The organism is Pseudomonas sp. B21-015 (assembly GCF_024749285.1).
GTDB lineage: Bacteria > Pseudomonadota > Gammaproteobacteria > Pseudomonadales > Pseudomonadaceae > Aquipseudomonas.
In genome coordinates, this window is the sequence record NZ_CP087196.1 from 2,715,481 (window position 1) to 2,738,860 (window position 23,380).

Consider the following 23,380-nt stretch of genomic DNA (forward strand, 5'->3'; position numbering starts at 1 on the left):
TCGTCGTCCGGGCAATGTTTATCAAATAATTATGTACCGCAGAGCGAGTGCGCGGTCGTGATCTCCTGATGTTTCAACACTGACATCAGGAGAATCATCGTGTCTGGAATGGACTCATCCGCAGACAGCGGCTTGCACACCGAACTGATCAAAGACCGGCTGCCCGCCTGGATCAACCATGCGACCGCCGCCAACCTCAAGGCGCTCGGTCGTAGCAGGGGCCCCGGCCAGTTACCCGCTCACGCCAACCCTGGCTGGTTTGCACGCGCGACGCCCGAGCTGCGCCAGCGCTTGCGCGATAGCCAAGCGCGCAGCCGCGCCGCCAATGACGCCCTGGCCAGGACCCTCAAGGACCTGAAAGGGATCACCGATTTTTGCGAACCATTGCTCAAAGATGCGCTGCGAAAGACGTTCGCGGCCGAGCCGGATCTGAAAGACACCCAGCTGTATCACTTGCGCTATCGCCAACCGCCCATCAAGCAATCGTTGTTGCAGGCAGCGCTGGGCAACTTCGAAGCAGGCATGGCATTCGACGAGGTGGCCCTCGGCGAAACAAGTGCGATCGCGCCACTCGGGGCTTTGCGCACCGAGTACTACGGGGAGACCAAGAGGGACGGCTCGCGAGCGGCGCGTCACCGGTACACCGAGAAACTCGCCATAACGCCCGCCGCGTTCTCGACCCTGTGTCGCGACCTTGATCTGGGCAAGCAGTATCAGGATCACCTCGACGCGATATTCGATTCTGCAGCCAGCAAGGCCCGGGTGCGCGAGCAAATGATCGCGGCACAGAAGGCTGCAATGGAAATGCGTGTGCATATCGCACGCATCAAGGACGAAATCACCCAGGCGGGCTATGAAACCTTGCTGGCAATACTGAATGACCAGCCCAGGCCGACGTTCAATGGGCGGCCGATCGTCTACAGCCAACTGGAAATGCTCGGCTCGTCGTTGAGCGAGATTGTCATCATCGGCACAGCCGCTCGAGGGACCCGGCAACTGCTTGAAAGAGGCGAGCCCTGGACCTCCTTGTTACCGCTCAATCCGATACCGCTGCTGAAAAAAAAGCTGAGCGCAAATGAAGAGCGGATCATCGTCTACATCCCGGGTGCACCGTTGTACCCCATCAAGGAGTACGCCTCGTTCAAGGCGTTCGAGCAGGACTTGCGGCTCAACGTGCGCTCGGCGCAATACCAGCGTCTTCTCACGGGATGGGTGAAGCACGATGAGTCGGCTCGTTTTATCGGCAGGGTCAAGGAGGGGCTGTTTACCTACAAATGGAACGCCGACGCCGGTCGCCGAGGCCGTTATGAGCAGATCTATGATGACGAGGCCAATCTGCGGCTCAAGGAAACTTTCTTCGGTAGCGAGCTGTTCGGCGAACTCCACGCCCGGCATCTGCAGCGGTTGAAAGCCAATGCACGCCTGCTGGCAGTGCCCACCGAGGATGTGGACAACGAAGCATTCTGGGCGCGACTCAAGCATTACGCCGAGTTGGGCCTGGACTTTCTCAACGTCGCGGCTTTTTTCGTACCCGGGCTTGGGGAAGTGATGATGGCCGTCGCCGCTGTGCAATTGTCCGTCGAGGTCTTTGAGGGCATTGAGGCCTGGGAGGACGGTGATAGTGATGAGGCTTGGTCGCATCTCGAATCTGTGGCCATGAATGTTGCCTTCATGGCTGCGCTGGGTGTAGCGGGAGCGGTGGCGAACAAGGCACCGACCATTCAGGTTTCTCGCTGGGTCGACGGGTTGGTGCCGGTCAAATTGCCCAATGGTGAAGCGCGGTTGTGGAAGCCGGACCTTACACCTTACCGAAGCACGCTGACCCTCGATCCCCAGGCCAGCTCCAATGCGTTGGGACAATATGAGATCGGCGGCAAGATCTGCATCAAGCTGGAAGGTCACGTCTATGAAAAGACCTTCGACAGTGAGGCGCAGCAATGGCGTATCAAGCATCCGTCCAACCCGGACGCTTATCAGCCGCTGATGCAACACAATGGTCGCGGTGCCTGGCGCCACAGCCTGGAACGTCCCCTGGAATGGGATCGCAGGACCCTGTTACGGCGCATGGGCCAGGAAACCGAAAGCTTCACCGATCAGGAGCTTGAACGCATCGCCGATGTCAGCGGTATCGACGACGATGTATTACGCAAGATGCACGTCGACAATCTGCCAACCCCGCCGTTGCTTCGTGATGCCTTGCGTCAGTTCAAGGTCGATCGGCAGGTGAACGATCTGATCCGGCAAGTGCGCAGTGATCAGCCCATTAACGATGATTACACCCATCTTCTGCCTTTTGTCAGCGAGTTGCCGGGCTGGCCGCCCGGTCGCGCTCTGGAGGTTTTCGACGGGACACCAGAGCTGGGGCCTTCGACCCGGTACGGTGTCCAGGACGGTCCAGCGGCGGATACGATCGAACTCAGCCGCGGCGAAGTGACGGGGGCGGGGTTTCCCGAGCGGATACTGGCGGGGCTCAATGAGCAGGAGATCACCGGCCTGCTCGGCGAACAGGGCGCTCGGGTTCCCTCGTTGCGGGGGGCTGTGCTCAGGGAACGGCTCGGGGAGCTGGCACTGAGCAAAAAAACGGCGCTGTTCGACAATCTCTATGGGAGCGAGACGTCGGACGAGCCTTTGGTGCAACTGTTCAAACGACACCATTCGGGGCTGTCGACAGAGGCCGCCACCGAATTGCTGGCCAATGCCAGCGATCTGGAGCGCGCCAGAATGCGCGACAGTCAACGGGTGCCCTTGCGGCTGGCCGAAGAGGCCCGCTGGTACGTACAGCAAAGCCGGCTGAACCGCGCCCTGGCCGGCCTGCACCTGGACAGCATGGCGGCAGCCGATAGCGACAGGCTGGCGCTGCACGCACTGGAGAAGTTGCCGGGCTGGCCGACTGATGTGAGGCTGGAGGTACGCGATGGCGGGCTGAGCGGTCAGTTGCTCGACAGCATCGGCAGTGAAGACGCTCCCTTTCGTAAATCTCTGGTCAAACAGTCTAGCGGTTACCAGGCCTTCAACGAGCGAGGGGAGACCCTCAACAGTGTTCCCCGTCATGGTCGCAATTTTTATGCCTCGATCATGCATGCCTTGCCGGACAGTGCACGCCAATCCCTGAAATTGCCCCATGTCGGACAGAGTGCCGATCTGGAAAACATGTTGCGGCAATACGCCTTCGATCATCGTAGCGACATGGCGCTCGCCCTTGGGCAGCGTCCGATCAAACCCTGGTTCAAACCACCGATGCGGTTAGCGGACGGCCGAATGGGCTATCTCCTGAGCGGGCGTGGAGCAGGGAGCAAGGTGGCCTCTTCGCTCATCGCGCGGGTGCAGGATATTTTTCCCGGAGCGCAGGAGCTGGAGGCCGAGCTCTTTGTTTATCGATGCCTGATGGAGGGCAAGACCGAGCAACAGACGCTTCATCTGCTGAACACCAAGGCTCGGGAACTTGAAGCTCTGCGCAGTTCCCTGGATGGATGGGTTGCACAAGACACTCAACCTGCGGATGCGACGCCCTTGAGGCCGGTCGGGCGGCGACAGGTCGCAGACCGAATCGTCGATTGCTGGCAGCGGTCACTCCTTGGAACAGGAGATGCGTACCAACGGCTGGATCTGCAAAACCTGGCAGAACTGCCGCCGTTGCCGGACGGGTTTTCGCAAGTCAGCGAGTTGCTGATCGGCGGGCAGGACTTCACCGGCCACCAGGCTGCGACGCTACTGCAGCGCTTCTCCGAGGTGAAGAAGCTCACGGTACGACTAAGCGAACTCGATGGTTTACCCGACGCGCTAGCGGATTTGCAATCACTCACCGAGCTGACGGTACAAGGCTACCGCCTGCGATACCCGGTCGAATTTCAGGCGCGCTTGAACGCAATGCCGCAGCTTGAACGGTTGAATCTATTGGGTTCGGGTTATCTCAACAGCATCGATGTTTCCCGGCTGACCAGGCTGCGTGGGCTGAACCTGTCCGGGGCGCAATTGATCGAGTGGCCTGTCGGCGTACTGGGTCTTGAGCATCTGGAGCAACTGAACCTGCAAGGCAGTTATCTTCATTCACTGCCCACCGAATTGCTTCAGGGGCATGAGCGTCTGTGGCGAGGCTTGACGATGGATTGGTCGACGCTCACCCACGAATCCTTCATGGCGACCTACGCCTGGCTCAAGGATAACCCCGGGCATCTGGTTGACGTCGACAGGATGGTCGACAGCTACTGCCGTGGAGCTGTAAGCCGTGTACTGTCGCATCCGGTTATCAACGCCGCCGAGCAGTTCCGCCGGATTGGAGACTCCAATGATGCGATGCTCAATCGTGTCGGGCAGTTGCGTCGGCAAGAGCGTGAGCTGGACCAGGTACTCGTTACCTGGCAATCCCGCACACTCAGTGTCGATCAGCGTCAGGTTGACTCGCAGGCTCTATTTTCGACGGCGCAAAAGCTCAAATCCAACTGGCGTAACGGCTTGCGAGTGCAGTACGAGCCCCAGGCATCGGTGCCCGGGCCTTCCTGGAGGTTGAACTCCAGCGAGTCGGCCTCGACTCTTGACCTGTCGGGTGTCGCCCTGGGTGGCTTGCCCGTACTTCCGGAAAATGCCTTCGCTCATGTATCGACCTTGCGCATGGGGGGCGTCAGGGCGCCACTCGATGAGCTCGATGATTTTCTGAGGCGTTTCTCCGGTCTGCGCGAGCTGGATCTCAGCAATAACGCCCTGGTCGGGTTTCCGTCAGCTCTGGAAGGTTTGTCGGACCTCACCACGTTGAATGCTTCGCGTAACCAGATCCTTGTGACGGCACCTGTTCAGCAATGCTTGAACGCGCTGGAAAAACTCCAACACTTGAACCTGCAATACAACCCGGTGCGCACGCTGGATGTCTCGGGGCTGAGCAGTCTGGAAACCCTGGACCTGGGCCACACCGCCGTTCGTGACTGGCCGGTTGGGATATTGAACCTGCCAGGGCTCAAGCGCCTGGAACTGGGTTACAGTGCAATCAGTGCCGTGCCGAGCGAGGCATGGAGCGGGCACGACAGTCTGCTGTTCAACACCAACCTTCGCGGTTGCAAATTGACCACCGAAGCGTTTACCCAGGTGCAGGCTTTTGCCCGGCGCAGTGGTAACACGCTTGGTATTCCGCCGGATGTGCTGCTGGAGGGGAGCACGGGTGGTGAGCCGGAGTATTTTTCCGGTGAGGAAACCCAGGATTCGATCAATCGCGATCTTCTTGGGCCTTTGGCGACGGACCTGAACCGAAACGATCCGGCGTTTTCCCTGGTTGCCCGCCTGCAACGGCTGGACCCGGCCCTGACCGAACAAACCGCCGAACAGGTCATCGAGCTTTTGCGGACAAAGGGCTTGCCGTTTCTGGAGATCGACAGCCAAATCACGCAATGGCGTCTGCAGCTCGAAACCTTGAGGCAGCAGCTCAATGACTGGATCAACATCCGCACCTATCGCGAAGGAAATTATCGGGTGTCGTCGACCTATCGCCGTCGCGCCGCCGACCGGATTTTGGCTGTGTGGCGTCAGCGGTTGCGAGGCGCACTGGCGGTCTCGGAGGAAAACCGCGGCAGCCTGCTCGACTTGAGTGATATTCCCCTGGGGGGGCTGCCCGCTTTGTCCGGCGATTTCAGCCACGTCGGAACGCTGAACCTGACGGGGGTCAGTTCAGGGGGACAAGGGCTCGACCCTTTTTTCAGCGCTTTTGGTCAGGTGCACACCCTGATGCTCAATCGCAATGGCCTGGATAGCATGCCGAGCGCCATTACCGGACTTGCGCGACTGGAGCGCCTGGAAGCGGCCCATAACAACTTCACCAGCAGCGAGCCACTGCAACGCCAGATCACCCGTATGACCGGCCTGCGCTGGCTGGACTTGAGCGAAAACCGCCTGCAGACGATCGATGTCAGTGGGCTCACGCGGCTCGATACCCTGGACTTGAATGACAACGACTTGAGTGCGTGGCCGGAAGGTGTGCTGGAACTGCCCGCACTGAGAACACTGAATTTGAGCTACAACCAGTTGAGGGAGCTACCGGCAGAGGCCACAACCGGTCATGACGAACTGATGAGAGGTACCAATCTCACCGATAACGTACTGTCGGCGAATGAACTCCGGTATTTGCAGGAGTATGCACGCCGGTCCGGCAATAGTCTGGGTTATAACCTGAACGAGATCGACCAGATGATCGAGGACTATGAGCAGGATGAGTGGGATGGCAACGATCATTCTTCCGGTGAAGAGGGCGAGGACGAACCCGAGGATGAGCAGAAAGAGCGCTGGATGGAAGGCGCCGGGGAATCGACCGCCGACAAGGAAGCCACGTGGGATAGCCTGAAGGATGAAGAGGGCGGGCAAGATTTCTTTCATCTGCTCTCGCAACTCAGGCACACCAGGGATTTCATGAGTGACCGTGCTGATCTCACCCGTCGAGTCTGGCAAGTACTCGATGCGGCTCGAAGCAACACCGATTTGCGCAAGGACCTGTTCCTCCGTTCAGAGCGCGGCTACACCTGCGGGGATGGCCGAATTCTTCGGTTCAGCGATCTGGAGGTCAAGGTGTTCGTATTCAATGCCTTGCAATCTGTTGTAGCTGATCAGGAGGGAAGGGAGCTTTTCAAACTCTCCAGAAATCTGTTCCGCCTTGGAAAAGTCGAGGAAATTGCCAAGGCCCATGCCGAACGCCCGCCAAAGAAGGATCCGGCCGAAGTGCGCCTGGCCTACCGTATCGGGCTGACCGAGCGGCTGGAACTGCCGGCGCAACCGGACTCGATGCTGTATCGGGGGGAATCAGGTGTGACGGCCCATGACATCGATGCTGCTTACACGGCCGTCATCAATGCCGAAAACACCCGTGAATTCATGGATGATATCGTGCAGCGCGAATACTGGACCGATTACCTGAAGCGCAAGTACCCGGATGAATATGCTGCACTGGACAAGCGCCAGGCAGAGGCTGCCGAGGCGCTCGAAACGCGATATCCGGACTTCAGTGAGGACTATCTGACGGAAATAGCGGCGTTGAGTAAAACCAATAACGTCGAGTCGCTGGGTTTGGCGATTCAACTGACCGAACGCGAACGCGCCGACATCGGCCTGTAAGCGGATTGATCAAAGAAAACGGCCCCTGGATCACTCCAGGGGCCGTTCTTCGTTCAGGCTTTCAAACTCGCCGTATCAGTTGTCATAGCCCAGGTTAGGCGCCAGCCAACGCTCGGTCACGCTCAACTCCTGACCTTTGCGTGAGGTGTAACTCTGCACCTGATCCTTGTCGATCTTGCCCACGGCAAAATACTGCGCCTGCGGGTGCGCGAAATACCAGCCGCTGACCGCCGCCGCCGGGAACATGGCGTAGTGCTCGGTGAGGAACACACCGCTGCGGCCGGCCTTGAGTTCTTCCGCTTCCGGGTCCAGCAGCTTGAACAGCGTGGCTTTCTCGGTGTGGTCCGGGCAGGCCGGGTAGCCTGGGGCAGGGCGGATGCCGGTGTATTGCTCTTTGATCAGCGCCTCGTTGTCGAGCGTCTCATCCTTGGCATAGCCCCAGTAGTCTTTACGCACCTGTTGGTGCAGCCACTCCGCACACGCCTCGGCCAGACGGTCGGCCAGGGCCTTGACCATGATCGAGTTGTAGTCGTCGCCCGCGTCCTGATAGGCCTTGGCCACTTCTTCGGCACCGATCCCGGCGGTGGTGATGAAGCCACCCACGTAGTCGGTCACGCCGCTGTCCTTCGGCGCGACGAAGTCGGCCAGGGAGAAGTTCGGTTTGCCGTCGGTCTTGATGATCTGCTGGCGCAAGTGATGCAGTTTGGCCAATGGCTTGCCGTCATCGCCGTAGACTTCGATGTCATCGTCGCGCACCTGATTGGCCGGCCAGAAACCGAACACCGCACGGGCACTGATGAGTTTTTCGTCGATCAGCTTGGCGAGCATTTCCTGGGCGTCGGCGTAGAGCGCGGTGGCGGCTTCACCGACCACTTCATCCTGCAGGATGCGCGGGAATTTGCCGGCCAGATCCCAGGAAATGAAGAACGGCGTCCAGTCGATGTATTCGGCCAGCACTTTCAGATCAATGTTGTCCAGCACCTTGGCGCCAGTGAACGTCGGTTTGACCGGCTCGTAGCTGCCCCAGTCGAACTGCGGCTTCTTGGCGATGGCCACCGGGTAGCTCAAGCGTTCGGTACGGGCGCTGCGGTTGGCGGTACGCTCACGGACGTCAATGTATTCCAGGCGGGTCTTCTCGACAAAACCGGCCTTCAGTTCCTTGGACAGCAACTGGGTCGCCACGCCCACGGCGCGGGAGGCGTCGGTGACGTAGATCACCGCGTCGTTGCTGTACTTGGGCTCGATCTTCACCGCCGTGTGCGCCTTGGAGGTGGTCGCGCCACCGATCATCAGCGGCAGATAGAAGTCCTGACGCTGCATTTCGCGGGCCACGTGAACCATCTCGTCCAGCGAAGGCGTGATCAAACCGGACAAGCCGATGATGTCGCATTTCTGTTCTTTGGCGACTTGCAGGATTTTCTCCGCCGGCACCATCACGCCGAGATCGACGATGTCATAGCCGTTACAGCCCAGCACCACGCCGACGATGTTCTTGCCGATGTCGTGCACGTCACCCTTGACCGTGGCCATGAGGATTTTGCCCTTGGCTTCCGGCTTGTCGCCTTTTTCCAGTTCGATGAACGGAATCAAGTGGGCCACGGCCTGCTTCATCACGCGGGCGGACTTCACCACTTGCGGCAGGAACATTTTGCCGGCGCCGAACAGGTCGCCGACGATGTTCATCCCGGCCATCAACGGGCCTTCGATGACTTCGATCGGCCGCGAGAACGACAGGCGCGATTCTTCGGTGTCTTCCACGATGTGGGTGGTGATGCCCTTGACCAGCGCATGTTCCAGACGTTTGTTGACGTCCCAGTTGCGCCACTCTTCGGTCTCGGCTTCCTTGACGCTGCCGTCGCCCTTGTACTTGTCGGCGATGGCGAGGAGGGCGTCGGTGCCGTCCGGGGTGCGGTTGAGGATCACGTCTTCGACGGCGTCGCGCAGTTCCACCGGGATCTGGTCGTAGATCTCCAGTTGGCCGGCGTTGACGATGCCCATGGTCAGGCCGTTGCGGATCGCATACAGCAGGAACACCGAGTGAATCGCTTCGCGCACCGGGTTGTTGCCACGGAACGAGAACGACACGTTGGACACGCCGCCGGAGGTCAGGGCGTACGGCAGTTCGTCGCGGATGTAGGCGCAGGCGTTGATGAAGTCCACAGCATAGTTGTTGTGTTCTTCGATGCCGGTGGCCACGGCGAAGATGTTCGGGTCGAAGATGATGTCTTCCGGCGGGAAGCCGACGTCGTTGACCAGAATGTCGTAGGAGCGCTTGCAGATTTCTTTCTTGCGCGCTTCGGTGTCGGCCTGGCCGGCTTCGTCGAAGGCCATCACCACCACGGCGGCGCCGTAGCGTTTGCACAGTTTGGCGTGATGAATGAACTGCTCGACGCCTTCCTTCATGCTGATCGAGTTGACGATGCCCTTGCCCTGAATGCATTTCAGGCCGGCTTCGATCACTTCCCACTTGGAGGAGTCGATCATGATCGGCACGCGGGAGATGTCCGGTTCGCCGGCAATCAGATTGAGGAAGGTCACCATGGCCTTCTTCGAATCGAGCATCCCTTCGTCCATGTTGATATCAATCACCTGGGCGCCGGCTTCGACCTGTTGCAGGGCGACTTCCAGGGCTTCGGTGTAGTTGTCTTCACGGATCAGCCGGGCGAATTTGGCGGAACCGGTGATGTTGGTCCGCTCGCCGACGTTGACGAACAGCGAGCTGCGATCGATGGTGAACGGTTCCAGGCCCGACAGGCGGCAGGCCTTGGGAATGTCGGGAATCTCGCGCGGCGCGTAACCGGCCACGGCGTTGGCAATGGCTTCGATGTGGCCCGGCGTGGTACCGCAGCAGCCGCCGACGATGTTCAGGAAGCCGCTTTGGGCGAATTCTTCGATGACCTTGGCGGTTTCCGATGGCAGTTCGTCGTACTCGCCGAATTCGTTCGGCAGGCCGGCGTTCGGGTGCGCCGACACGTGGGTGCTGGCCTTGTTCGACAGCTCTTCCAGGTACGGACGCAGTTCGCTGGCGCCAAGGGCGCAGTTCAGGCCGACCGAGATCGGTTTGGCGTGGGCTACGGAGTTCCAGAACGCTTCAGTGGTCTGGCCGGAGAGGGTGCGACCCGAGGCGTCGGTGATGGTGCCGGAAATCATGATCGGCAATTCGACGCCCAGCTCTTCGTAAACCCCTTGTACGGCGAAGATCGCCGCTTTGGCGTTGAGGGTGTCGAAAATGGTTTCGATCAGGATCAGGTCGGCACCGCCTTCGATCAGGCCTTTGGTGGCCTCGGTGTAGTTTTCCACCAGTTCATCGAAGGTCACGTTGCGGTAGCCGGGGTTGTTCACGTCAGGCGACAGCGAGCAGGTGCGACTTGTAGGACCGAGCACGCCGGCGACGAAGCGTGGTCGGTCCGGGGTTTCCAGAGTCTTGGCGTCCGCCACCTTGCGCGCCAGGCGTGCGCCTTCTACGTTGAGTTCGTACGCCAGGCCCTGCATGCCGTAGTCGGCCTGGGACACCTGGGTGGCGTTGAAGGTGTTGGTTTCCAGAATGTCGGCGCCGGCATCCAGGTAGGCTTTTTCAATGGCACCGATCACGTCCGGACGCGTCAGCACCAGCAGGTCGTTGTTGCCTTTGACATCGCTCGGCCAGTCGGCGAAGCGTTTGCCACGGTAATCCTGCTCCTCGAGCTTGTAGCTCTGGATCATCGTCCCCATGCCGCCATCGAGAATCAGGATGCGCTCTTTGAGGGCGTGCTTGAGAGCTTGAAGGCGAACGCTGCGATCGGACATTTGGACTACTCGGTAAGGCCATGACGAAGGGCCGGGATAATAACAAACCTGTGCGCTTTTAGAGCATGTGCCGATTTTGCATGAATATCGTTCATGTTGGTGCGCAGGCCAGACCGGTAGAATCGCGGCGTTTTCTCACGATCAGGACCAGGGATATGTCGTATCGCGTCGTCATCAGCCTATTGATGCTGCTTTTAAGCGGGGGCGCCGCTGCGCAAGGTCCGGATATTTCCTACGTCCGCGACATTCAACCGATCTTCACCGAAAAGTGCGTGGCCTGCCATGCCTGCTACGACTCCGCCTGTCAGCTCAATCTGGGCAGTGGTGAAGGGGCGGCCCGAGGTGCAACGAAGGCACTCGTCTATGATGGCGAACGCAGCCAGGCCGCCGCGCCGACCCGGCTGTTTTATGACGCCTTCGGCAAACGTGCCTGGCAGCAAAAGGGCTTCTATTCGGTGCTCGACGCCCAGGGCAGCCAGGCGGCGCTGATGGCGCGCATGCTCGAACTGGGCCACAAAACCCCGTTGCAACCCAACGCCAAATTGCCCGAAGACATCGTCCTGGGCCTGAACCGGGAAAACATGTGCGCCATGCCGGCGGAGTTCGGCGGCTACGCCGGCTCCCATCCGAAAGAGGGCATGCCGCTGGCGGTCACCGGCCTGACCGATCAGCAATACCAGACGCTGCAACGATGGCTGGCCTCCGGTGCACCAATCGATGAGCAGGGCCTGGTGCCCAGCGCCAAGGAGGCCTTGCAGGTGGTGCAGTGGGAAAACCTGCTCAATGCGCCGGGCGCCCGGGAGAGCCTGGTCGGGCGCTGGTTGTTCGAGCACTGGTTCCTGGCGCACATCTATTTCAAGGACGGCGAGCCGGGGCATTTCTTTCAGTGGGTACGTTCGCGCACGCCGACGGGGCAGCCGATCGATCTGATTAACACCCGCCGACCGAATGACGATCCGGGCACTCAGGTCTATTACCGTCTGTGGCCGGTGCAGGGCGTGATCGTGCACAAGACCCACATCACCTATCCGCTGAGCGCGGCGAAGATGGCGCGGATCAAAAGCCTGTTTTACAGCGGCAACTGGCAGGTCAACGCATTACCGGGTTACGGGCCGGAGCGACGGGCCAATCCGTTCACGACCTTTGAGGCAATCCCGGCTCAGGCGCGTTACCAGTTCATGCTCGATAACGCCGAATACTTCGTGCGCACCTTTATTCGTGGCCCTGTCTGCCGTGGCCAGATCGCCACCGACGTGATTCGCGACAACTTCTGGGCGCTGTTCCAGGCCCCGGAGCATGACCTTTACATCACCGACCCGAAATATCGTGGCCAAGCCACACCGTTGCTGGCGATGCCGGGGCAGAACGATGACGTCGGCAGTGTCCTGAGCCTGTGGCACGACTACCGCAATAAACGCAACGAGTACGAAGCCTTGCGCCGCGACAGCTACGCCGACCTGCCGGCACCGAGCTGGTCGACCCTATGGGCCGGCAATGACAACGCGCTGCTGAGCATCTTCCGGCATTTTGACAGCGCCTCGGTGAACAAAGGCCTGATCGGTGACGTCCCGCAAACCATTTGGCTGTTCGATTACCCGTTGCTGGAACGCACGTATTACCAGTTGGCGGTCAACTTCGATGTGTTCGGCAACGTGTCCCATCAGGCCCAGACCCGGTTGTATTTCGACCTGATCCGCAACGGTGCCGAGCAAAATTTCCTGCGTCTGATGCCGGCCGACTCACGGGACGGCTACCTCGACGATTGGTATCAGAACGGCGGCAAGTTCAAGATGTGGCTGGATTATGAGTACATCGATAATGACAAACCAACGGCGCTGACGCTGGACGAGGCGGACCCGAAACGCGACTTCGCCTTGCAGTTGCTGTCCCGTTACGGCGACCTCAACGCCAAACCCGACCCGATCAACCGCTGCGACGGCGCTTATTGCTCGCGGCCGAACATCGATCTGGCGTTGCAGAACGCCGAACAGGCCCTGAGCCGCCTGACTTCGCGTCCGGCGGCGGGGCTGAAAGTCATCGATCAGTTGCCGGAAGCCACGATGTTGCGCATCGAGACCCCAAGCGGCAAGCGCGAGGTCTACAGCCTGTTGCGCAACCGGGCCCACAGCAACGTGGCGTTCCTGCTTGGTGAATCGCTGCGCTATCAGCCGGGGCTCGACACGTTGACCATTTATCCGGGTGTACTCAGCAGTTACCCGAACTTCATGTTCAACATCCCGGCGGGGCAAGTGCCCGCGTTCGTCGATGCGATGGAAAACGCCAAGGACGCTGCCAGTTTCGAGAATATCGTCGAACGCTGGGGCATTCGCCGCAGCCATCCGCAGTTCTGGCAGTATTTCCATGATCTGAGCCGCTACATCCACGACACTGAGCCAGTGGAAGAGGGTGTGCTGGACATGAACCGCTACGAGAATCTCTGAAGTGCCTGCTCCCACATTGGATCAGTTGTGCTTTCCCGACAAAAATACTAGGACTTTGTGCGGCGCGATGATTGGCGTAAACTGCGTCCAAGCCTGCGAGGAGTTTCCATGACCGCTATTACCATTACCGACGCCGCCCATGATTACCTGGCCGATCTGCTCTCCAAGCAGAACACCCCGGGTATCGGCATCCGCGTTTTTATCACCCAGCCTGGCACCCAGTACGCCGAAACCTGCATTGCCTATTGCAAGCCGGGCGAAGAAAAACCTGAAGACACGGCGCTGGGGCTCAAAAGCTTCACCGCTTACATCGACTCGTTCAGCGAAGCGTTTCTGGACGATGCGGTAGTCGACTACGCCACCGACCGCATGGGCGGCCAGCTGACCATCAAGGCGCCAAACGCCAAAGTACCGATGGTCAACGCCGACAGCCCGGTCAACGAGCGCATCAACTACTACCTGCAAACCGAGATCAACCCGGGGCTGGCCAGCCACGGCGGTCAGGTCAGCCTGATCGATGTGGTCGAAGACGGCATTGCCGTGCTGAAGTTCGGCGGCGGTTGCCAGGGCTGCGGCCAGGCAGACGTCACCCTGCGTGAAGGCATCGAGCGCACCTTGCTCGAACGCATTCCCGAGCTCAAGGGTGTTCGTGACGTGACTGACCACACGCAGAAAGAAAACGCCTATTACTAAGGTGTTCGCTGCAACATAAAAAACGGTGCCCGTGAGCACCGTTTTTTTATGGATGATCGATAACCTGTGGCGAGGGAGCTTGTCGGATCGCCGCACCGTCCCGCTCGACTGCGAAGCAGTCGCAATCCAGCCGATGCATTTTCCCGTGATGAATGCGTTGGCTGATTTTGGACCGCTGCGCGGTCCAACGGGAGCAAGCTCCCTCGCCACAAGTGCTTCAGGGCCTGTACAAATGCGCATGCCCCGCGCGATACAGCGACGACTCACTGAAGTGATCGCTGCCCAACACCCGACCCACCAGAATCAGCGCTGTTCGGCGAAATCCCTTGGCTTGAACCTTCTCGGCAATATCCTCAAGCGTCCCCACCACCCAATCCTGATCCGGCCAGGTCGCCCGGTGGATCACGGCGATCGGGCAATCAGCGCCGTAGTGTGGCAACAGTTCGGCAAGGATCTTCTCCAGATGATTGACCCCCAAGTGGATCGCCATGGTCGCCCCGTGCTGCGCCAGGCTACCGAGTTCTTCACCGGCAGGCATCGCGGTCTTGTCGGCGTAGCGGGTCAGAATCACGCTCTGTGATACGTCCGGCAAGGTCAGTTCGGCGCCTAAAAGGGCCGCGCAAGCCGCGGTGGCGGTGACGCCGGGAATGATTTCGAAAGGGATGTCGAGTTCCCGCAGGTAGCGGATCTGCTCGCCAATCGCGCCGTACAGGCTCGGGTCGCCGGAATGCACCCGGGCCACGTCCTGGCCGTTGGCATGGGCGGTCTTGATCAGCTCGATGATCTGTTCCAGGTGCAATTCGGCGCTGTTGACCACCTGTTCGGCCCGATGGCCCTCCAGCACGGCGGCGGGCACCAGGGAGCCTGCATAGATGATGACCGGGCAGCTACGAATCAGCCGCTGGCCTTTGACGGTGATCAGTTCCGGGTCGCCGGGGCCTGCGCCAATGAAGTAGACGGTCATCGTCGTTTCCTGTCAGAAAAAGGGCTTGGGCAGGCTTCAGATGAAGATTGCTCATGATCGAAGGCGGGGATTATCGGGGATTTTACGCGGCGCTGGCCAATGCCAGGGTGGCCTGGGCGTATTTTTGTCGTGGAATCAGTAACTTTGCAGGCGCCTGAGCCAATTGTTCGGCCAATGCCAGCGCGGCACTTTCCGCTACGCCGTAACAGCCGGTGCGTTCGAACGCGATGTCCGAGTGGTGGCTGAGTTGCGGTTCATAACCGGCCAATTGTTCGCTGCTGAAATACATCAACGGCAATGCCAGCTGTTCGGCCAGTGCGATCAGGCCAGGTTCTTCGCGCTTCAGGTCGATGCTGGCCAGGGCCTTGATCTCACGGAGTTCGATTTGATGGGCCTGTAACGCCTGATCAAGCAGCGCCCGAAGCGTGCTGACGGGGCAGCCGCGCTGGCAGCCCAGGCCGACCACCAGGGTCGGCGCTGTGCTGACGTCAGTCATGCGCGGTAAGGGCCATCGCTTTTACGGCGGAACAACCAGGCGCTGATCAGGCCCAGGGCCAGCCAGAACGCCACGTTGGTCAGCTGCGAAGCGATCTTGAATTGCGCTTCCAGGGCTTCCGGCGCCAGCATCGAATGGACTTCCGGTTGCGGCGCACCGATCACATGAGGCACGGCCAGAATCGCCACGCCGAGGACTTTCATCAACCAATGGCGGCTGAACACGATCAGCGCGATGCCGACCGCCGTGGACGCGGCAGTGCCGATCCACCAGATTTGCCGTTGCGCCAGATCCGCCGCGGCAGTGCCCGGCAGCTCAGGTGGCAGGCCGAGTGTTGGCGCCAGCACGAAGGTCGCGTAACCGGCCAGACCCCAGAGCAGGCCCTGAGAGGTCTTGGTTGGTGCGCGCAAGGTGTAGAGACCGGCGAGCATCAGGGCGAACCCGACTGCAACCACCAGGTTACCGCCCGTCGTGGACAGCACGCGCTGCCAGCCGTCTTCAGGCTCCCAGGCTTCGGCATCGTGGGTGTGAGCGGCGACAGCACCGGCGGCGTGCTCGTGGACTTCAACAGCGGCCGGCTCGAATTTTTCGTAGGTCTCGGCCTGCAAAATCAGCGGTGCGACCCAGAAGCTTTGCAGCAGGGTCAATAGCAGGGCGGCCAGCAACCCGGTGAACCCTGCGGTTTGCGCAATACGCTTGATCATCTCAGCAGGTCTCAATGGCACGGAAAGGCAGAGCTGTGACGGGTATCGTGCGCGGCGTTGTGCACCGCTTCGATGTGCGAGAAACCGGCGAAATACACAAGGCTAGCGCCAAGGATCGACGCACAAAAGGCGGCGGTCAGGCGTTGGCTCAGGGTTGTGGTGGTGCTTGCGGTTGTGTGGCCGGTGCTGCTGATGATCGACATGGCGCTTCCCTCTGGTCTGTCAGCGGGTGAATAGAGCGCATGAAAACCTCCGCACGCCGGGGGCACGCAGAGATTTCGAACAGCGCCCGCCCACCGCGGGTTTGTTATTCAGTGAACGTAAGAGTCACTTTATGTTGCGGGCCGGTCTCCGGGCTCGCGAGGGGCGCTGGCTTTCGCCTGAACCTGCAAGCATCACCTTCCCATGCCCTATGACAGGCACAGTGGATCTGACGCTTCACTCGCTTACCGTTGCGGGGGCAGCACCGGACTGACATGGCTTTAGAGTAAAGCACATGATTCACCGGTTTCCCGTTTCACCCTGTGAAGGGCACCCGTAACAAGGTGTGTAGGAGAGCATGGGCGGGGGTTGGGCGTCAATTGGCAGGGGGCTTGCTCGCGAAGGCGTCATCACAGCCGGCACAGATCTCTGCGCGGACATTGACCCGCCCCCACACGATGCGTAGCCTTGCGCTTTCGAGGTTCTTCGGCGTCTGCCGAAGCTAAGAAGGGAACGCGGTCGATGCCGCGGCTGCCCCCGCAACTGTGAACGGTTGTGTTTCTGCCAGGCCACTGCACGCACCTTCCACAGGGCGCGCGGGAAGGCGCAGGAATCGCCAGTCGAAAGACCGGCACACCGTCAGCCAGGAGACCTGCCTCGACACAGATTCTCACTTTCAACCGGGCGGGGTGATCCGGTGGCGAACTCTTCAGGCACGCGCCCCCGCGTTGCCGGTCGTCGTCCCGTATGCCCGCCACCTTGCCAAAGGGCATCCGATGAAAACACTGGCCAAACTCCCTGTCACCATCGTTACCGGCTTCCTCGGCTCGGGCAAAACCACCTTGCTGCGCCACATGCTCGACAACGCTCAGGGCCGCCGTATCGCGGTGATCGTCAACGAGTTCGGCGAGCTGGGCATCGACGGCGAAATCCTCAAACAATGCTCCATCGGCTGCACCGAAGAAGAAGCCAGCGGCCGCGTCTATGAACTGGCCAACGGCTGCCTGTGCTGCACCGTTCAGGAAGAATTCTTCCCGGTGATGCGCGAACTGGTCGCTCGTCGCGGCGACCTCGACCACATCCTGATCGAGACCTCCGGCCTGGCACTGCCAAAGCCTCTGGTTCAAGCCTTCCAGTGGCCGGAAATCCGCAGCGCTTGCACGGTTGACGCGGTGATCACCGTGGTCGACAGCCCGGCCGTCGCCGCTGGCACCTTCGCTGCATTCCCGGATCAAGTGGATGCCATGCGCAAACTCGACCCGAACCTGGACCACGAATCGCCGTTGCACGAGCTGTTCGCCGACCAACTGGCCAGCGCCGACCTGGTGATCCTCAACAAGGCCGACCTGATCAGCCCTGAAGACCTGGCCCGCGTGCGCCTGGAAGTCGCCGAAGAGCTGCCGCCAGCGGTAAAAGTCATCGAAGCCAGCAGCGGTCGTCTGCCACTGGACGTGCTGATCGGCCTCGGTGCCGGTTCCGAAGAGCACATCGACAGCCGCCACAGCCATCACGATCATCACCATGAAGGCGAAGACGATCACGACCATGACGCGTTCGACTCCATCTCGATCGAGCTGCCACAAGCCGACGAAAGCTTGCTGATGGATGCGCTGACCCAACTGGTGGTCCAGCACGGCATCCTGCGGGTCAAAGGTTTCGCGGCGGTGCCGAACAAACCGATGCGCCTGCTGATTCAGGGCGTGGGCACGCGTTTCGACAAGCACTTCGATCGTCAGTGGGGCGCCGAGGAAGCGCGCGCGACCCGTCTGGTGTTGATCGGTCAGGCGCTGGATGCCGCTGCGCTCGAAGCGCAATTGCGCGCCGCGCTTAGCGTTTAACCCATGCACCTGCTCAGGACCCAGCCCGGCGGCTTCGTGTCGGATGACAACATTGCCGACCTTGGACAAACTCCCGCCGAGCTGGTGATCCTGTGCAGCGGCGATTCCAGCCTGGCGTTGCTCGCCGAAGCGGCGCAGCAGTTGCCCGACGATTACCCGAGCCTGCGCCTGGCCAACCCGATGCAGGTGCAGAATCACGCTTCGGTCGATCTCTACGTCGATGAAGTGTTGCGTCACGCCAAGGTCATTCTGATTTCGCTGCACGGTGGCATCGCCTATTGGCGTTATGGCGTGGAGCGCTTGGTGGCGTTGTCCCAGCGCGGTGTGCAGCTGATTCTGGTGCCGGGGGACGATCGCCCGGACCCGGAACTCAGCGACCTGAGCACCGTGATCCCCGAAGACCGCGACCGGCTCTGGCAGTTTTTGCGCCAGGGCGGCATGAGCAATGCCCTGGATTTTTTCCGCTGTCTGGCCAATCGCTGGCTGGGTCGCGATTACGCCTGGGCCGAGCCACAAACCCTGCCGCGCACCGCGATCTACCACCGGCAAAAAAGCCCTGCTGAACTGAAGGATTGGCAAGCCGACTGGCAGGCTGATCAGCCGGTGGCGGCGGTGCTGTTCTACCGCTCGCACTTGCAGGCGGCGAATACCGGTTTCATCGATATTTTCTGCCAGCGTTTGCAGGCGGCGGGGTTGAACCCGTTGCCGATTGCGCTGGCCAGTTTGAAAGAACCCGGCTGCCTGACGGTGGTCGAGGACTGGCTGGATGAGGTCGAGGCGGGGGTGATTCTCAACACCACCGGTTTCGCCCAGTCCAGCCCTGAAGTGCCGCACTTGCGGCCGTTTCGCCGCAACATTCCGGTGATCCAGGCGATCTGCGCCCAGGACAACGAACCGGGTTGGCGCGCCAGCGAGCAGGGGCTCGGCCCCCGTGACCTGGCGATGCACATTGCGCTGCCGGAGCTGGACGGGCGGATCATCAGCCGGCCTATCAGTTTCAAGGACCTGGCTTGGCGCAGCGAGCGCAGTCAGTCGGATGTGGTCTGTTACCGGCCGCAACCCGAGCGCATGGATTTTGTCGCCGAACTGGCGCGGCGCTGGATCGATCTGGCGCGAGTGCCCAACGGCGAAAAACGCATCGCCCTGATCCTCGCCAATTACCCGACTCGTGATGGGCGTATCGGCAATGGTGTGGGGCTCGACACCCCGGCCGCCGCGCTGAATATCCTGCGTGCCCTGCACGCCGAAGGTTATCCGCTACCGGCCGAGTTACCGGACAGCGGCACCGCGCTGATCCAGCAATTGCTCGGTGGCGTCAGCAATGACCTGGACACTGTCGATCAACGTCCATGTCAGCAAAGCCTGGCGCTGGATGATTACTTTCTGATGTTCAACGCGCTGCCCGAAACCAATCGTCAGGCCGTGCTGGAACGTTGGGGCTCGCCCGAAAGCGATCCGATGTTCCGTGGCGGGCGAATGATGATTGCCGGCCTGCGCTTCGGCCTGACCTTCGTCGGCATTCAACCGGCCCGGGGTTATCAGGTCGATCCAAGTGCCGTCTATCACGACCCGGACCTGGTGCCGCCCCACGGTTATCTTGCGTTCTACTTCTGGTTGCGCAACACCTACGGCGCCCACGGCGTGATCCATGTCGGCAAGCACGGCAACCTCGAATGGCTGCCGGGCAAGGGGGTCGGGTTGTCGGAAAACTGCTGGCCGGACGCATTGCTTGGGCCGCTGCCGAACATCTATCCGTTCATCGTCAACGACCCGGGCGAGGGCGCTCAGGCCAAACGGCGGACGCAGGCTGTGATCATCGATCACCTGATGCCGCCGCTGACCCGCGCCGAAACCTACGGCCCGTTGCGCAATCTCGAATTGCTGGCCGACGAATATTACGAAGCGCAATTGCTCGATCCGCGCCGCGCCCGGGAGTTGCAGCGCGACATTCTGCAACTGGTGCGCGACACGCACATCGACCGCGAACTGCAACTGGACGAGAAACTCGACAGCGATGCGGATGCGGCGATCTGGCTGCCGCGCCTGGACACGTACCTGTGTGATTTGAAGGAGTCGCAGATTCGCGATGGCCTGCATGTGTTTGGCGAATCGCCGACCGGGCGATTGCGCATTGATACCTTGGTGGCCTTGCTGCGTATTCCTCGCGGCGACGGCCGTGGGGCGCAATCGAGCTTGCTGCGGGCGCTGGCCAAGGCGTTTGCGCTAGGTTTCGATCCGCTGGACTGCGTTTTGGCCGAGCCCTGGAACGGTCCTCGACCGGACGCATTGCTGTCGATCAGTGATGAGCTGTGGCGTACGGCGGGGGATACCCGCGAACGTCTGGAGCTGTTCGCCGTGCAGTTGATCGAGCAGGCTTTAAATGCCGAGGTCGAACTACTGAACCCTCCTCAAGCCATGCCCGGACCTTGTGGGAACGAGCTTTTGTGGCGAGGGAGCTTGCTCCCGTTGGGTCGCGAAGCGGCCCCAAAAAATGGGACTGCTGCGCAGTCCAGCGGGAGCAAGCTCCCTCGCCACAGTGGCTCGCTCCCACAGGAGGATGGTTGGTCCGATGTGAGTGCGATCATCGACAGCTTGCGCGAGGTGGTTGCTCCACGCCTTGACGCCTGCGGCCCAGCCGAAATGCGCGGTTTGCTCGACGCCCTCAGCGGTCGATTCGTCCCGGCCGGGCCTAGCGGGGCGCCGAGTCGCGGACGGCTGGACGTGTTGCCAACAGGGCGCAATTTCTATTCGGTGGACGTGCGCAACCTGCCGACCACTACCGCGTGGCGCATCGGCTTCCAATCCGCAAACCTGATTCTTGAGCGACACTTGCAGGACCACGGCGACCACCTGCGTCAGCTCGGCCTGTCGGTCTGGGGTACCGCAACCATGCGTACCGGCGGCGACGACATTGCCCAGGCCATGGCGCTGATGGGCGTGCGGCCAGTGTGGGCGACCGGTAGCCAGCGGGTCGACGATTTTGAAATATTGCCACTGAGCTTGCTCGACCGTCCGCGGGTGGACGTGACCTTGCGCGTCTCTGGATTCTTCCGGGATGCCTTTGCCAACTTGATCCGGCTGTTCGACGCCGCCGTGCAAGCGGTCGCCGCGCTGGATGAACCGGACGATCTCAACCCGTTGGCGGCCAAGGTGCGTGCCGAGCGTGAAGCACTGCTGGAGTCCGGTCTGGATGAGGAAGCGGCTCGGCGGCAGGCCGGCTGGCGCATCTTCGGGGCCAAACCGGGCGCTTACGGGGCGGGTGTGCAGGGCGCCATCGATGGCCGTCTGTGGCAAAGCCGTGAAGACCTGGCCGAGGTTTACCTGAACTGGGGCGGCTACGCTTACGGCGGTTCCGATGAAGGTACCGCCGCCCGCGAACAGTTCGCCCAGCGTCTGAGTCAGGTGCAGGCAGTGTTGCAGAATCAGGACAACCGCGAGCACGACTTGCTCGATTCCAACGATTATTACCAGTTCCAGGGTGGCATGCTGGCGGCCGTCGAAAGCCTCAGCGGTGCAGCGGCGGCCAGTTATCACGGCGACCACAGTCAGCCGGACTTGCCGAAGATTCGCACGTTGAAGGAAGAGCTGAACCGGGTGATCCGTTCCCGGGCGGCTAATCCGAAGTGGATCGACGGGGTCAAGCGTCATGGCTATAAAGGCGCGTTCGAACTGGCGGCGACGGTCGATAACCTGTTTGCGTTCGACGCCACCACGCAGTTGATCGACGATCACCAGTATGCGTTGCTGGCGGATGCCTATTTGCTCGATCCGGCAACCCGGGACTTTGTTCGCGAACACAATCCCCATGCCCTGCGCGACATGACCGAGCGCATGCTCGAGGCGCAGCAGCGGGGAATGTGGAAAGAGCCGGGCGAATACCGCGAGGCGCTGGAGAATTTGTTGCTGGATATAGAAGAAGACAGTTAGCGGGATCGTTCCCACGCTCTGCGTGGGAATGCCTCTACGGACGCTCCGCGTTCGGCTGTTGGGACGCAGAGCGTCCCGGGCTGCATTCCCACGCAGAGCGTGGGAACGATCATCATCACCGACCATGACTGAGATTTTGAACATGACCGACACCCCCCATTTCCCGCTCTCCGCCGTGGTCGGCGCCGATGACTTGAAACTCGCGCTGTACCTGACCGCCATCGACCCGAAAATCGGTGGCGTGTTGATCGAGGGCCCGCGCGGCATGGCCAAATCCACCCTGGCCCGAGGCCTGGCGGACCTGTTGGCCAGCGGTCAATTCGTCACTTTGCCCCTGGGCGCCACCGAAGAACGGCTGGTGGGCACCCTCGACCTCGACGCGGCCCTGAGCGAAGGACGCGCACAGTTTTCCCCCGGCGTACTGGCCAAGGCCGACGGCGGAGTGTTGTATGTCGATGAAGTCAATCTGCTGCCCGATCACCTCGTGGACTTGCTGCTCGACGTGGCCGCCAGCGGCACCAACCTGATCGAGCGTGACGGGATTTCCCATCGGCATTCGGCGAAGTTTGTACTGATCGGCACCATGAACCCGGAAGAGGGCGAACTGCGTCCGCAACTGCTCGACCGTTTTGGTCTGAATGTCGCCCTCAGCGGCCATACTGCACCCGCCGAGCGGGGCCAGATCATCCGTCGTCGACTGGATTTCGACAGCGACCCGCAAGGGTTCTGCGCCGAATGGGAAAGCCAGCAACAGGCGCTGCGCGAGCGTTGCCGGAAGGCGCGTGCCGTACTGGCGAGCATTCCCCTCGACGATGCCGCGCTGGCGCAGATCACCGAGCGCTGCTTTGCTGCCGGCGTTGATGGTCTGCGGGCCGATCTGGTCTGGCTGCGTGCAGCTCGGGCTCATGCGGCATGGCGCGGCGCGAACGCCATCGGCGAAGAAGATATCGACGCGGTCGCCGAATTCGCCTTGCGCCATCGCCGTCGAGCGCATACGACCTCTGCGCCCCAACATTCCCAAGCGCCGCAGCAGACCTCTTCGCAAACCTTGAGCCCGAACGAAGGCCAGGGCCAGTGGGGTGAAATGCCCGCCCAGGCGCTGCCGGTCGGCGCTCGACGTGACGTGCCGAGCTGGCCAAAAAAGCCCTAGGCATTCGCCCTCGATCGGACGCGGGGGCGAATGCCAGACCCCGCGCAGGACGGCTGGATCACGGTAAGCAGGGCAAGCGTCACGCGGCCCGTAG

At 61.0% G+C, this 23,380-nt stretch carries 11 protein-coding genes and 2 riboswitches; of the genes, 6 read left to right on the forward strand and 5 right to left on the reverse strand.

What is annotated here, in order from left to right:
• Positions 1-108: 108 nt before the first annotated feature.
• Positions 109-7,086, forward strand: coding sequence for an NEL-type E3 ubiquitin ligase domain-containing protein (locus LOY38_RS12355; protein ID WP_258700715.1), 6,978 nt, complete (start codon positions 109-111; stop codon positions 7,084-7,086).
• Between the two features lie 75 nt (positions 7,087-7,161).
• Here the strand turns inward: LOY38_RS12355 and metH are convergent, their stop codons facing one another.
• The gene (gene metH / locus LOY38_RS12360) at positions 7,162-10,872 is read right to left on the reverse strand and encodes a methionine synthase (RefSeq protein WP_258700249.1); all 3,711 of its coding nucleotides are present in this window, start codon (positions 10,870-10,872) and stop codon (positions 7,162-7,164) included.
• Positions 10,873-11,027: 155 nt separating this feature from the next.
• Between metH and LOY38_RS12365 the strand changes: the two genes are divergently transcribed.
• A complete protein-coding gene (locus LOY38_RS12365) occupies positions 11,028-13,313 on the forward strand; it encodes a fatty acid cis/trans isomerase (protein ID WP_258700250.1) in 2,286 nt (761 codons plus the stop codon).
• A gap of 108 nt (positions 13,314-13,421) precedes the next feature.
• Positions 13,422-14,006, forward strand: a complete 585-nt coding sequence (nfuA, locus tag LOY38_RS12370) for a Fe-S biogenesis protein NfuA (RefSeq protein ID WP_007898222.1) — start codon at positions 13,422-13,424, stop codon at positions 14,004-14,006.
• A gap of 217 nt (positions 14,007-14,223) precedes the next feature.
• On the opposite strand, the gene cobM is transcribed toward nfuA, so the two are convergent.
• The 4 genes from cobM to LOY38_RS12390 form a co-directional block, all read right to left on the reverse strand.
• A complete protein-coding gene (gene cobM, locus LOY38_RS12375; RefSeq protein WP_258700251.1) occupies positions 14,224-14,970 on the reverse strand; it encodes a precorrin-4 C(11)-methyltransferase in 747 nt (248 codons plus the stop codon).
• 82 nt (positions 14,971-15,052) lie between these two features.
• Positions 15,053-15,466: a cobalamin biosynthesis protein gene (locus LOY38_RS12380; protein ID WP_258700252.1), complete on the reverse strand. Its 414-nt coding sequence runs from the start codon at positions 15,464-15,466 to the stop codon at positions 15,053-15,055.
• A complete protein-coding gene (locus LOY38_RS12385) occupies positions 15,463-16,170 on the reverse strand; it encodes a CbtA family protein (RefSeq protein WP_258700253.1) in 708 nt (235 codons plus the stop codon). The genes LOY38_RS12380 and LOY38_RS12385 overlap by 4 nt, the downstream gene beginning before the upstream one ends.
• Before the next feature lie 11 nt (positions 16,171-16,181).
• On the reverse strand, positions 16,182-16,373 hold the full coding sequence (locus LOY38_RS12390; protein ID WP_258700254.1) for a CbtB-domain containing protein: 192 nt from the start codon (positions 16,371-16,373) through the stop codon (positions 16,182-16,184).
• A 121-nt stretch (positions 16,374-16,494) separates the two neighbouring features.
• Positions 16,495-16,724, reverse strand: a riboswitch (cobalamin riboswitch).
• Between the two features lie 109 nt (positions 16,725-16,833).
• Positions 16,834-17,046: riboswitch (cobalamin riboswitch) on the forward strand.
• Between the two features lie 101 nt (positions 17,047-17,147).
• Between LOY38_RS12390 and cobW the strand changes: the two genes are divergently transcribed.
• The 3 genes from cobW (at position 17,148) to LOY38_RS12405 (ending at position 23,286) form a co-directional block, all read left to right on the forward strand.
• Complete coding sequence (cobW, locus tag LOY38_RS12395; protein WP_309475873.1) at positions 17,148-18,209, forward strand: cobalamin biosynthesis protein CobW; 1,062 nt, start codon at positions 17,148-17,150, stop codon at positions 18,207-18,209.
• 3 nt (positions 18,210-18,212) lie between these two features.
• Complete coding sequence (gene cobN / locus LOY38_RS12400; RefSeq protein ID WP_258700256.1) at positions 18,213-22,136, forward strand: cobaltochelatase subunit CobN; 3,924 nt, start codon at positions 18,213-18,215, stop codon at positions 22,134-22,136.
• 142 nt (positions 22,137-22,278) lie between these two features.
• Complete coding sequence (locus LOY38_RS12405) at positions 22,279-23,286, forward strand: ATP-binding protein (RefSeq protein ID WP_258700257.1); 1,008 nt, start codon at positions 22,279-22,281, stop codon at positions 23,284-23,286.
• The last annotated feature ends 94 nt before the right edge of the window (positions 23,287-23,380 follow it).